This is a genomic window from Patiriisocius sp. Uisw_017 (genome assembly GCF_047731265.1).
GTDB lineage: Bacteria > Bacteroidota > Bacteroidia > Flavobacteriales > Flavobacteriaceae > Patiriisocius.
In genome coordinates this window covers 1673441-1687130 of the sequence record NZ_CP159835.1, presented here as the reverse complement: position 1 = coordinate 1687130, position 13690 = coordinate 1673441, and the positions used below count along the sequence as shown (strand labels likewise).

The 13690-nt window shown below is 35.9% G+C and carries 10 protein-coding genes, 1 tRNA gene and 1 pseudogene; 2 read left to right on the top strand and 10 right to left on the bottom strand.

Features of this window, described 5'->3' with window-relative positions:
* Nucleotides 1-1127: 1127 nt before the first annotated feature.
* From ABXT67_RS07590 to xerA, 3 genes are all read right to left on the bottom strand, one after another.
* A complete protein-coding gene (locus ABXT67_RS07590; RefSeq protein ID WP_415376663.1) occupies nt 1128-1634 on the bottom strand; it encodes a hypothetical protein in 507 nt (168 codons plus the stop codon).
* Between the two features lie 152 nt (nt 1635-1786).
* Nucleotides 1787-2701: a hypothetical protein gene (locus ABXT67_RS07585; RefSeq protein ID WP_415376662.1), complete on the bottom strand. Its 915-nt coding sequence runs from the start codon at nt 2699-2701 to the stop codon at nt 1787-1789.
* Nucleotides 2702-2775: 74 nt separating this feature from the next.
* On the bottom strand, nt 2776-3906 hold the full coding sequence (gene xerA / locus ABXT67_RS07580) for a site-specific tyrosine recombinase/integron integrase (protein WP_415376661.1): 1131 nt from the start codon (nt 3904-3906) through the stop codon (nt 2776-2778).
* An 80-nt stretch (nt 3907-3986) separates the two neighbouring features.
* On the opposite strand from xerA, the gene ABXT67_RS07575 reads away from it, so the two are divergent.
* Nucleotides 3987-4361, top strand: coding sequence for a hypothetical protein (locus ABXT67_RS07575; protein ID WP_415376660.1), 375 nt, complete (start codon nt 3987-3989; stop codon nt 4359-4361).
* 591 nt (nt 4362-4952) lie between these two features.
* On the opposite strand, the pseudogene ABXT67_RS07570 reads toward ABXT67_RS07575, so the two are convergent.
* The 6 genes and pseudogenes from ABXT67_RS07570 to trxA all read right to left on the bottom strand — a co-directional run.
* A pseudogene (locus tag ABXT67_RS07570) lies at nt 4953-5402 on the bottom strand (ATP-binding protein); the annotation flags it as partial.
* A gap of 111 nt (nt 5403-5513) precedes the next feature.
* Nucleotides 5514-5587, bottom strand: a tRNA-Asp gene (locus ABXT67_RS07565).
* A gap of 182 nt (nt 5588-5769) precedes the next feature.
* Nucleotides 5770-6699, bottom strand: a complete 930-nt coding sequence (locus tag ABXT67_RS07560; RefSeq protein WP_415376659.1) for a DUF58 domain-containing protein — start codon at nt 6697-6699, stop codon at nt 5770-5772.
* Between the two features lie 113 nt (nt 6700-6812).
* Nucleotides 6813-7067 carry a four helix bundle protein gene (locus tag ABXT67_RS07555; RefSeq protein WP_415376658.1) on the bottom strand — a complete coding sequence of 85 codons (255 nt, stop codon included), beginning with the start codon at nt 7065-7067 and terminating at the stop codon, nt 6813-6815.
* Between the two features lie 75 nt (nt 7068-7142).
* Nucleotides 7143-7691, bottom strand: coding sequence for a ClpP family protease (locus ABXT67_RS07550; protein ID WP_415376657.1), 549 nt, complete (start codon nt 7689-7691; stop codon nt 7143-7145).
* A 245-nt stretch (nt 7692-7936) separates the two neighbouring features.
* Nucleotides 7937-8254, bottom strand: a complete 318-nt coding sequence (gene trxA, locus ABXT67_RS07545) for a thioredoxin (RefSeq protein WP_415376656.1) — start codon at nt 8252-8254, stop codon at nt 7937-7939.
* 354 nt (nt 8255-8608) lie between these two features.
* On the opposite strand from trxA, the gene ABXT67_RS07540 reads away from it, so the two are divergent.
* Nucleotides 8609-9160: a DUF3124 domain-containing protein gene (locus ABXT67_RS07540; RefSeq protein WP_415376655.1), complete on the top strand. Its 552-nt coding sequence runs from the start codon at nt 8609-8611 to the stop codon at nt 9158-9160.
* Between the two features lie 63 nt (nt 9161-9223).
* Here ABXT67_RS07540 and dnaE read toward each other — a convergent pair whose 3' ends face one another.
* Nucleotides 9224-13654, bottom strand: a complete 4431-nt coding sequence (gene dnaE / locus ABXT67_RS07535; protein WP_415376654.1) for a DNA polymerase III subunit alpha — start codon at nt 13652-13654, stop codon at nt 9224-9226.
* Between the last annotated feature and the right edge of the window lie 36 nt (nt 13655-13690).

Here is a 13690-nt window from a genome sequence, read left to right as displayed (position 1 = left end):
CGAAAATATTTTTTTTGAGCAATTGTGGGTAACGTCCAGCGTATGAAACGTAGCATCTAAAAATACAAGAACTTTTCGGTTTAGCACAAGCCAAATCTTTTGCATTTTGTTTTTCCTTTGATTTTCAAAAAGCCAAATCAAAAGATTTGGCGACTTCACAAATACAAAAAAACCTTTTGGACTGCCCGGAATTGCTATGTTTTATACGCACTGTTACCCACTTTTGCGATACATAAGAGTAAGCACAGACTCTTTGCGTAGATTACACAACGATTAGAAAAAGATTAGATTTTGATTCCGCTACGATTGCGTAGATTGGAACGTCCTGAAACACGTTATGAGTAAAATCCGTTTGCGTAAACTTGCTAAGAAGGCTATCGGCGCAACAGGCGAGTTTGAGTAAAGTCCGTTTGCGCAAACTTGCTCCCCTTTTTATAAGTTAGATTGGAGTATCAATTGCTCGAAAATATTTTTTTTGAGCAATTGTGGGTAACGTCCAGCGTATGAAACGTAGCATCTAAAAATACAAGAACTTTTCGGTTTAGCACAAGCCAAATCTTTTGCATTTTGTTTTTCCTTTGATTTTCAAAAAGCCAAATCAAAAGATTTGGCGACTTCACAAATACAAAAAAACCTTTTGGACTGCCAGGAATTGCTATGTTTTATACGCACTGTTACCCACTTTTGCGATACATAAGAGTAAGCACAGACTCTTTGCGTAGATTACACAACGATTAGAAAAAGATTAGATTTTGATTCCGCTACGATTGCGTAGATTGGAACGTCCTGAAACACGTTTTGAGTAAAATCCGTTTGCGTAAACTTGCTAAGAAGGCTATCGGCGCAACAGTCGAGTTTGAGTAAAGTCCGTTTGCGCAAACTTGCTTCCCTTTTTATAAGTTAGATTGGAGTATCAATTGCTCGAAAATATTTTTTTTGAGCAATTGTGGGTAACGTTTAGTATAAGAAACGTAGGGCAATAAATAAGCACTTACGTTTCGGTTTATTAGTTAGCTAAATATAAATATTTTGCTTTTATTTTTCTTCTATAAACGCCAAATTTTATATTTAGCGGACTTTATTAATATTCGCAGCCCTTTCGGTTTAGCACAAACGCCCTATGTTTTTTATACATTGTTGTGCATAGTGTTTTCTTTTCGGTTGTTGTAATTCAGTCCTGTTTTAAATCCGCTATAAGCTAATGAAACGAGTAAGAATATTTGGATAAATAAGAATAATACAAAAAGGAAAATATATTCAGACGAGCTACTATCTAATATTCCACTTTTATTAGCAGTGTTTTCAATTACTCCTGACGAGCGAGCAAATGATTTGATAAGTGAAAAAAGCCCAACAATTGACATATTCATAAAAAAGTTAGCAATCATAAAAAATAGGTTTGCCGTTATATTTTTAAATTTACTTCTGAACATTCGAAATAGATACACAAAGAAAAAAGTCAGTTTAATAATCAATAATGACAGTTCTTTTTTCTCAACCACAAAATATGTATCGTGAATGTTGATGTCAGTCTTAGATGTTGAATTGAAACAATCAAGTCCGATTAGAATCAGGCATACTATTATTGAAATTCCAAATGTTCCAATCAGCCAATAAATTTCTTTTTTTTTCAAATCTAAGTTAGTTTTATTAACCAGTTTGGTTTTATTTCGTGATACATTCAGACGTATTTTTCTCTTTGCCAGAAAGTTTTTACATTATGCACAATGCTAGCTGTAAGGTGCGTATCCCGAAGGGTATGCACTTTACAGTATGTTGTGCACCGTTATTTTATTATTTCTCTTTTTAAATCTGTTACTTCTTTTGATTTTCTATTGTACACAAATAATCCATTACTGCTTGTGGTAAATATCAGATTGTTCCAAGTTGTATCAGTTTTGATAATCTGAAAGTGAGAGTTGTCAGGTGACCTTAGAATAAACTCGCTTTGATTCTCAGTAAAGTCATGTTCGTAAATCTCATATAGCGCCTCATAAAGGGCAGAGTCATTTCTTAAAGCAATTAAATTGAACCAACCTTCTACCTGCTTTCTTGGGTTCCCTTTGAAATCAATAGAAGTCTTCTTTCCTGTTTTGGTTGAAATCGATACTATTCCTTCCTCTGGTGGAATTGTGCAATAAATTGATTCTCCATTTTCTGCCAACCTTAAAAGCCGCATGTCGTATTCCTTCTTGTCAGTAATTTGAATAACCTCTTTAGTATCAAAGTTTACTCTGTATAAGTCAAAACCATGATTCTTTGGTCTGACTATAGGTGAATAGTTTTTGTATTCCGAAGCACAAAAGAAGAATGCTTCTTTCTCATCCTTAGAAAAAACCGCTTCTGTCAGAAATGGCTGGTTTTTCAAAATTGTATCAATTGAATTTGTCACCAAGTTTTTTAGAATCAAATGAGGGTGTTCCTTCTCTGGTAAAGGGAAACTGATATATAGAATGCTTTTCCTGTTGGAAGATATTCGCGGTCTTAAATCGTAGCCATTTTCAGGGTTAGTTATAGAGTCAATTTTATTGGTTTTTAAGTCAAAAGAGATTATTGAACCAATATCGCTTGTGAAAAGAGTTAGATAAATAGTACTCTCATTGAGATCAAAGTCAGCTCCTATTTTACTTGATTCGACCTGTGATTTAGTACAACAGCTAAAGGTCAATAGGATTAATAATATTTCGAGTCCTTTTTTCATATGGTGCACAACGTTTAGATAAACACACTGGTGTGTTTATTTTTACTATATATACATTCAAATATACATAAACATTAAAAATCTAAAGGGTTTTTTATAAAATCGAAACTGCTTTTTGCAACATGAGTGTAAATTTCAGTTGTTTTAGTAGAATTATGACCGAGTAGAAGTTGAATGTAACGTATATCAACTCCCGATTCTAGTAGATGAGTGGCAAAACTGTGTCGCAGTATATGCGACGAAACAGGAATTCTAATACCAGCTTTTATAGCAGCATTTGAAACTACTTTCCCAACACTGTTGGGGCTGTATTGATCCTTTGTTTGACCTTCAAATAAGTAATTTTTTGGTTGATACTCTTTATAATAAAGTCTCAAATCCTTTAATAACTTCTCAGACAATAAAGTATAACGATCTTTATTTCCTTTAGCATCTCGTACCCTTATTAGCATCCTTTTGCTTTCAATATCTTCTAGCTTTAAATTAAGTAATTCTGACCTTCTTAAACCTGCCGAATATAAAAGACTGATAATGCATTTGTGCTTGAGGTTATTAGAACTTGCAATGATTAATGAGACGTCTTCTTTTGATAATACAACAGGTAGTTTTCTTTTTTGCCGAGGCCTTTCAATACTATAAAACCTATTTGGCATACCTAGTACAGTCTCGTAATAAAACTTAATACTGTTGATAGCTTGATTTAAATAAGAATCTGAACGGTTCATTTTTATTAAGTATTCCAAATAGTTCCTAACGTCGTTCTCATCTAACTTGTTAATATCTCGTTGTTTGTAGTAATTTAGGAAGTCTTCAAAACAAGATACGTAAGTTTTAACAGTATTGTTTGCGTATTTTTTAAGTTCTAATTTTTGAAGATAATTGTCAGGACAAAATTTAAAATCATTTGGACGCTTTCTTGCTTTAACCCAAGATGAGTCAAAGGTTTCATTCAATTCCTTAGATCTATTTTTTTCATAAAAATATTGTGTGTCGATCCAAGCAATCCCCCTAAATAATGAAAATATTTGATCAATATTAGTTTTGTTGTTTTGGACATAATACATTGTGAACTCCACACTCCATTGGACATTATTAAGTTCTTTAATAATAATCTGTATCGCTTTATTGGCATAGAACTTTAATCCAATGCAAGATTGATCTTCTATAAAAAGGCGTTTTAAAGTAATATGCTGTTTTAAATTCATGATTTTTTATTAAAACTACAAAATCAAATAATAATAAACGTATCTTATTCGAATAGTATACGTTTAATATTCAGTTAATTATGGGTTTAAAGAAATGTTTGGCTTGTGATAGTGATTTACAAGGGAGATCGGATAAATTATTTTGTGATGCTCATTGTAAAAGTTCATACCATTATAAAAAGTCCTTAGAAGAAACTCCGAAGTTTTTTAATAGAGTGGATAATCAGTTAAAGAAAAACAGAAGAATTTTAAAAGCCTTTAATAAGGCAGGTAAGGCTACTGTAAGGACAAATAAGTTAATTGAATTAGGTTTTGATCCAAATTTTTTCACACATTATTGGAAAAACAAAAAGGGAGATGTATATTTATTTGTTTATGAATTTGGTTTTTTAAGGAGGGAAGAGCACAGTGTTAAAAAGTATATTTTAATACAATGGCAAAATTTTATGGACTAAATATTATTAAGTGAATTACAGTTAAATAATATTTATAAATATTTTCTATTGTTAATGAATTCGGCTTCCGTCTTGAGCACGAATAAATCATCAAAGGTTTAAATACAAGAGAGTTTCAAAATGAAGCTGCACACAAAATTGATATTAGGATTCATAACTTGCTTCAAGAGTTTATTATTAGTGGAACTTATGAAATATAGATTTTCGAAAGATTTTAAAACAAATAAAGGTGATATTATAATTGTAGAAGAAAATTAAATTTATAAATAAAGTGTAAATTTAATACCTCCAAATAGCAACAACTGTGTAAATAAAAGAATTTCCTGTTTTTTTTAGCGGGTCATACTAGACACGAACCAGTAACATAAATTATTAGCCCTTAACAGAAATATGTAATCGGATAAATAAAGATATTAGATGTTAAGACGCTAAAAAATAATGAATTGTCAAAAACATATTTTTATTGTGATCTGAAAATAATTTGAAAAATGTTTTACACAAATATTTTACACAAAAAACAAAAAAACCTATAAATCAAACGTTTATAGGGTTTTTCTGTGGCGCCTCCATAAACATTTATTGGTTCTATTTTAACAACACAACATCGCTTATTGTGTGATGTGGGCTTCGAAATGGTCTAGCTGTCATCATCCCATCTTTATGCACCGTTCGTCCTGCTACGCTATGTATTTTCGTTGTTTCAAGGGACTCGTGCAAGCTCATCAGAGAGAAAATACTGGACAGGCGTATAGCAATCCCTTTTTTACCAGATCCCAGCGGCCCAAATAGAATGATATTGTGACCTCCTGCCGCAGCAATCTTCATAGCTCGTTTAATTGATTCTTGTTCCTTGACATCTGCAAAATCAAATTCTGGGTTTGAAAGATGTTCGTAGAATTCGGCTTCCATATCAACGATAGTTTCTTCGAGTGGGGTTTCTTCATTGAAAAAGTCAATCACTTCTTTGATATTATCAACACCAAAAACTGCAATTCCATCTACTATAGCTGCTTCTTTTGCGTTTTGCTTCGGAAGAATAAATTGATTGGAAACAAAAAAAGCCCATCCGTTTGGATAAGCTTCTCATCGGTCTAATTTCTTAAACCACAAAGTATTACAATCTTGTAATACTTCAACACAACATTTTAATTGCGGTCTGGACGAGACTCGAACTCGCGACCCCCTGCGTGACAGGCAGGTATTCTAACCAACTGAACTACCAGACCGTGCTACTATTTTAAAGACTTTACTAGCATGTCTTTTGCTTCCATTGCTGAAAGCGAATGCAAATATAAAACTACCATTCATATCTGCAAGCAATTATTTTAAAAATATTAATTAATTTTCAAAACCAATTTCAAGTAAAAAAAGAATCCAATGATAGCAGCCCCTCAGCAGCTAAGGAACGTTATCCAAACTTACTCCGCTCTACAAGATAGGTCGTCAAAATAGCATTAAAAGACTCATTAATATCTACAGGAACATATTTAATACGATACTGTCCGCATTTTACCGCCAATTCGTCAAAATAAGACTGCACAGCAGCTTCATAGTTCTCTTTAATATTATCTGCATATACATTTACAAAATCGCCTGTTTCAACATCTACAAAACGTTTGGGCCTGTTGTTAAAGTCGAATTGTAATTCCTTCTCTTTATCAAAAGTGTGAAATAATACAACCTCGTGTTTATTATACTTTAAATGCTGCAATGCTTCAAAAAGTTTTTCTTCTTCAGTATCGCTTTGAAACATATCAGTAAATAAGAAAACAAGGCTACGGCGTTTTAACTTTTCTGCAATTAGATGCAAGTGGGTGTAGGTTTTTGTTTGAACTTCTCTTCTCGATTCTGCAATCGCAGCATTCAGATGACTAATAAGTTGATGATGGTGCCGCTCGCTCCCTTTTTCGCTTGCATAAAACTCAAATTCGTCACTATAAATACTCATTCCCACAGCATCCCGTTGCCGTTTCATCAAGTTCATAATAGCAGCACTTGCCAATACCGAAAACCCAATCTTATTAAGATGTCCAATATCCATCTCCTTCATAGCGGGATAATGCATCGAGCTACTATTATCTAGAATTAAATGGCATCGCAAATTTGTTTCTTCCTCGTAGCGTTTTGTATAAAGCTTATCAGTCTTCGCATACAACTTCCAATCTATATGCTTGGTGCTTTCGCCGTTATTATAAATTTTATGCTCTGCAAATTCCGCAGAAAAACCGTGAAATGGAGATTTGTGCAAGCCAGAAATAAAACCTTCTACCACTTGATTGGCAAGCAGTTCTAGGTTCTTAAAACCTGTGATTTCGTTAACTTGTTTCTCTATGTTCATTTTTATGGTGAATTGTGAATGGTGATCCGTTACATTTGTTTGTTCATAAGGCAATTTAGTGTGCCCATTAATGATTTTACAACAGATTTTAGCAGCCTATCAATTTCCGTAGTTTATTGAATAAAATTCAAACGCATGCCAAGCGGGTACCGTGTTTCAACTTTAAAAAGTGAACCCTTAGGGATGCTTATAAACTGAATAAATTTTCTCTCACGCTTCCTAGCAGCTCCCTCAAAAAGATTTGATGCAACAGATACAGCAGCCAGAGGTATTTGACGGGTAACAACGAATATTTCCTCTTTAGGAAACCGATCGCTAATTTTATATCTAACCTCAGCGAGATTTGTGGTTTTCTTCCATCCATCCATACATCCATCTCTTTGTGATACAAATATATCAATCAAATAACTACCCACCGATTACCATTCACTGTTCAATGTTCACTATATAATCCCGTCTGCAATACCATACTTCACGCTCTCTTCTGCATCCATCCAGTGATCTCTTTGAAAGTCTTTCATTACTTTATCAAAATCCTGATCACAGTTTTCCGCTAGGATACGTGCACTTATTTCTTTGGTCTTTAAAATTTCTTGTGCGGTAATCTCGATATCGCTTGCTTGTCCACGTGCTCCCCCACTTGGCTGATGAATCATCACTCTTGCATGTGGTTGTATAAAACGCCTGCCTTTCTCTCCTACTGAAAGCAAAATACTCCCCATAGATGCAGCCAATCCCGTGCAAATAGTAGAAACTGGACTCTTAATGCTCTTGATAGTATCGTACATGCTAAAACCTGAAGTAACATAACCGCCAGGACTGTTTATATACAATTTTATCTCCTCATGATTTAAGCTGTCTAAATACATTAAACGGTCCACAACGTGTCTCGCGCTTTTATCATCTACTTGTCCCCACAAAAAAATCGTGCGGTCATCTAGCTGCTGCTGTTCAATCTTATTTTGTACTTTTTCTTTTTTATCAGCACTCATATATCAATAAATTTAATTTTTAATTATAATAATAACGTGAACTTATTTATCCTAAGACACCCTTTTTTTCACCGGCGCAAACAGAAAAATTAAATTTAATTTTTAAACGCTAAAGGCACCCCCAAATATAATAAATTTAACCCCAAAAACAGGGAATAAAAAAAGACCTGACGCAATGCCAAGTCTTTTATAAATTTTATATGACATCAACTTTCTATTTAGTCAGAAGCCCAAAGGCCCAAGGACTATAGCAAAGAATCTATCGCCTCTGCATACACACTTTTTTGTGCTACACCCACTTGGCGCCCTACTAATTCCCCTTTGTCGAATATTAAAACTGTCGGGATGTTTCGTACTCCGTATTTTGCTGCAAATTCTTGATTAGCATCTACATCCATTTTTCCTACTACTGCTTTACCTTCGTAGTCGTTGCTCAATTCGTCAATGATTGGCCCAACCATACGGCAAGGTCCGCACCAAGCTGCCCAAAAATCTACTACAACTGGTTTGTCGCTTTTTAATACTGTTTCTTCAAAAGTTGCGTCTGTTATCTCTAAAGCCATTTTAATTTCATTTTCTATTTCCGAACTTCGGCTGCACTCAGCGTAAATTGTTTACGGAAACCTTGTTAATATTCTGTTGCACAAAAGTAGTCAAAATTTGTTCCAAACGGTACTGCTGTCATATTAGATTGCTCAATGCGTATATTAGTTTAATTTATAGACGGGGTTCCCATTACTTGCTCGTGCCCCAGAAAAAATCGAACCAGGCTGTGCACAGAAACCCCCACTCTTTCACTGGTCTAAAGAACCCGTTTCACAGGATGTGGTATTTCCACTGTCAACCCGACCCAAAACTCGTGTTCCAACTTAAAACCCATCCTGTTTAATTCCATAAAAACACCTTATCTTTACTAGATGCAGAACATACTATTTATTTTACTATTTTCAATGGCGTTCGTATCTTGCGAGCGTCCTAACAAAACCTTACTTCAACAAGAGAACGCTCGTATCGAACCAAATATATTAGAACATTCCTTCAACTTCCCTATTGAAGAAGAAGTGTATATTCCCATCTATTCAGATATTTATTGCCGCACTAGAAATTTCAAAGTACTGCTAACGGCAACTCTAAGCATACGCAACACGAGTAGAACCGAAGAACTATATGTTAAAGAAGTAGGGTATTACGACTCCGCAGGAAACTTTATACGCAACTATGTCGAGAAACCCATCTACCTCAACACATTAGAAACCATAGATTTTGTAATAGACGAAGAAGACCTTTCTGGAGGAAGTGGCGCAAAATTCCTAGTAACCTGGGGCTCTAAAAAACCAACAAGACCCATCATACAAGCTGTGATGTTAGGTCACATTGGACAACAAGGAGTTACATTCACCACGCAAGGGGAGACGATTAGTCAGAAAAACGAACTTGAAGACAAAAACAAAGCTGATATCGAAAAATGAAGACACTAAATCAGCTCTTTTTTTTAAGGTAATTGCATAAAAATGATATAATGCTTTACACTCTCAATTTAATCGATACTTAATATTCATTCCGCTTATCTTCTCTAGCAACTCATTACTTATCTTAACTTTATGTGTTCTGCTCGGCATATTTAGCTTTACTTTTTCGGCCATTTCATAGATGGTAAAATGTACTTGCTTGTCCCCTTTATGAGTCGTAAAAAGCTCCTTTAAAGTACTTAAGTTTTCTGAATTTAAAGATTCAATAGGCATTTGTAATGTCAACTTTCTAGCTTGGCTATCCATTACATCGTGCAGTAATTGCATACTGTTATACTGCAATCTTGGATCTCCTTTTTTACCTGTATCCCGATTTACCCAACCTTCTTTAACGTAAACTCTCCCATAGATAAAACTATTTGGAACTAGAAAATGACGTAATTTTAGATACTCTTCTCCAAAGATTTTAAACTCAAAACTATCATCGTAATCTTCCACTGTAAAAATAGCCCAACCTTTCCCTTGCCTGCTTTCTTTATGCTGTACATCACTTACCACACCACCAAAACACATTTCTTTACTCACAAAACGCTCCAACTCGTTAAAATCTGCAACCTTGCAATTGGTAAAGGTTTCCATCTCGGTTTTAAAATCGTCCAAGGGATGTCCAGAAATATAAACCCCTACCACTTCGCGCTCTTGTTTTAGCTTTTTCATAGTACCCCAAGATTCACAAGGTGGCACCACAGGTTCTGGAATTTGAACTTCGCTTGTTGAACCAAACAAACTTACTTGGCTACTATTTTCAGTCTCTTGGTATCGGGCAGCATATTTCAATACTTTCTCAAAAAATGGAGTTCCATCTCCTTCGTCATGCATATATTGCGAGCGATTGTGCTCAAAACTATCAAATCCACCCGCCAATACTAGATTCTCAAAGGCCTTTTTATTTGCCGCACGCAAATCAATTCGCTTAGAAAGATCAAAAATAGATTTGTATTTTCCATCTTTTCTATGTGCTACAATAGTAGCAACAGCATTGCCTCCAACCCCCTTAATAGCACCCATTCCAAAACGAACCGCACCGCGATCATTTACCGAAAACTTATAAAAAGATTCATTTACATCAGGTCCTAAAATTTCAAGCCCCATACGTTTACACTCTTCCATAAAGAAGGTGACTTGTTTAATATCTCTCATATTATTACTAAGCACCGCCGCCATATATTCAGCTGGATAGTGCGCTTTTAAATAAGCCGTCTGATAGGCGATCCAAGCATAACAGGTAGAGTGACTTTTATTAAAGGCGTAACTTGCAAATGCTTCCCAATCCTTCCAAATCTTTTCTAACTTCGCAGAATCATGACCATTAGCTTCTGCATTTTTAATAAAGCGAGGCTTCATTTTATCTAGTACCGCTTTCTGTTTTTTACCCATCGCCTTTCGCAGTACGTCAGCATCACCTTTACTAAAATCTGCCAGTTTTTGTGAGAGGAGCATTACTTGCTCTTGGTATACAGTAATCCCATAGGTTTCCTGCAAGTATTCTTCCATTGCAGGCAAATCGTATTCAATAGTTTCTTCGCCATTTTTACGACGGATAAAACTTGGAATATATTCCAAAGGCCCAGGACGATACAAAGCGTTCATTGCAATAAGATCTGCAAAAACCGTAGGCTTCAATTCTTTCATATACTTCCGCATCCCGTCAGATTCATATTGAAAAATCCCTACCGTTTCACCTCGTTGGAAAAGCTCATAAGTCTTTTCATCATCCAAGGGGAAGGTATCCGGATCTAGGTCTACATCGTGTTTATGCTTCACTAATTTTACGGTGTCTTTGATTAAAGTCAAGGTCTTTAATCCCAAGAAATCCATCTTAAGCAAGCCTGCATCTTCCACTACCGAGTTGTCAAACTGAGTGACATATAAATCACTATCCTTTGCTGTGGCTACTGGGACAAAATTGGTTATGTCGCTGGGAGTAATAATCACACCACAGGCGTGAATCCCGGTGTTTCTTATAGACCCTTCTAATACTCGTGCTTGGTTCAGCGTCTGGGCTTCAAGACCCAATCCCGCCGAAATAGTCAACAATTCATTTACTTTAGGCAAATCATCACTCCTAAATTTCTGCCGAAGCTCTTGATCAGTTGCACCAAAAATTTTATTGAGCTTCGCCATTGTTGGTACTAACTTCGAAATCCTATCAGCATCAAATAAAGGTAAATCAAGTACTCTTGCAGTATCACGAATGGAAGATTTTGCCGCCATGGTACCGTAAGTAATAATCTGTGCTACCTGATTGCTCCCATATTTTTCGATTACATAATCCATTACTTTACTGCGACCTTCATCATCAAAGTCAATATCAATATCAGGCATACTTACACGATCTGGATTCAAAAAACGCTCAAAAAGCAAATCGTACTTTATAGGATCTATATTGGTAATCCAAAGACAATAGGCAACAACAGAACCAGCAGCTGAACCCCTTCCTGGCCCAACCGAAACATCCATATTTCTTGCTTCGCGGATAAAGTCTTCAGTTATTAGGAAATATCCTGGGTAGCCTGTTTCGGCAATTACGTGCAATTCAAAATCAAGCCGTTCTTTTATCTCTAGCGTGATTTCGCCATACCTTTTTTTTGCGCCTTCAAATGTGAGGTGTTTCAAATAGTTATTTTCACCACGTTTTCCAGCGTCTGTTTCATCTTGAGCAATTTTAAATTCCTCAGGAATGTCAAACTTGGGCAATAACACCTCACGTTGTAAACTGTAAGGCTCAATCTTTTCGACAACTTCACTTATGTTGGCAATTGCTTCGGGCAGATCTTTGAATAGTTGTTTCATATCGGCTTGCGACTTGAAATAATATTCTTGATTGGGCAAGCCGTATCGGTATCCTCTTCCCCTACCAATGGGGGTTGCCTGCTTCTCACCGTCTTTCACACAGAGTAAAATATCGTGCGCATTGGCACTTTCTTTGTCTATATAATAAGTGTTGTTTGCAGCGATTAATTTTACTTCATGCTTTCGTGCCAAATCAACAAGGATTCCATTAACCCTATTTTCATCTTCTTGATCGTGGCGCATAATTTCAAGATAAAAATCAGCTCCAAATGCCGACTTCCACCACAGCAGCGAATCCTCTGCCTGCTTGGTTCCAATATTTAGAATCTTGCTTGAAATTTCACCGTACATACCTCCCGAAAGCACAATAATATCCTCTTGATATTTTTGAATGATTTCACGATCAATTCTTGGAACGTAATAGAATCCAGCTGTGTAGGCGATACTCGCCATTTTTATCAGATTGTGGTATCCTTTTTTATTCTTTGCAAGCAACACAATTTGGTAGCCATTATCTTTTTGTGACTTGTCTAGATGATTTTGACAAACAAAAAACTCACAACCTACTATAGCCTTTAATGGCGTTGGCTCCTCCGGTTTGTCTGGCACTTTCCCATCGAAATCTGTGGCTGTATCATCAAAATCTTCATATTCTTTCAGAGCAATGTCATACTCGCTCATCAAAGTTTTATTATATGAATTAACCGAACGCGAAAAATGAAACGCACCCATCATATTTCCAGTATCTGTAATAGCAACTGCGGGTTGACCATCTGCGATAGCGGCATCCACAAGATCTTGAGTGCTTGAAGTTGACTGTAAGATGGAAAATTGAGAATGGTTATGAAGGTGGGCAAAAGGGGCCTCTTCTAGCGCTTCAATATTTTCTTGAATTTCGGTAGTAGAAATTTCTTCAGTTACAGAAGAAGCTTCCAACTCTTTTCTAATCTTTTCTGAAGCCTTTTTTAAATTGATATGTTTTAAACCAATCAATTTGATTTCAGTCGGGTTTTCTGTACTAAAATTTTCAAAATAATCGGGCTGCACGTCTAGCGCTTCCGCAGTGAACATCTTGCGCCGAATCAACTCAAGAAAACAACGTGTTGTCGCTTCTACATCTGCCGTTGCATTATGGGCTTCCCCAAAAGGCTCAAGAAATAAGAATTTGTGCAGTTCAGTTAACGTGGGGAGTTTGAATTTTCCACCACGGCCGCCGGGCAATTGACAGAGTGTTGCTGTCGTTTCAGTACAAGTATCTAAAAGAGGCATTGCTGGTAATGGGTTTTCCAATCCAAGTCTTAAAAACTCGGCCCCCATAATATTTAAATCAAACCCTACATTTTGACCTACGACAAACTTTGTTTTGGCCAATGCTTCTTGAAACTTGACCATCATTTCAGACAGGGATATTCCATCCTTTTGCGCAAGCTCTGTTGAAATTCCATGAATTTTCTCTGCATCAAAAGGAATATTGAATCCCTCTGGACGTACTAAATAATCTTGATGTTCTAGAACGTTCCCAACGCCATCGTGCAATTGCCAAGCAATTTGAATACAACGAGGCCAATTATCACTGTCGCTTAATGGAGCGTTCCAATTGCGAGGAAGCCCAGTAGTTTCAGTATCAAAAATTAAGTACATAGTAAAGTATAGGTTGAAAAAGAGATTGAATATAAA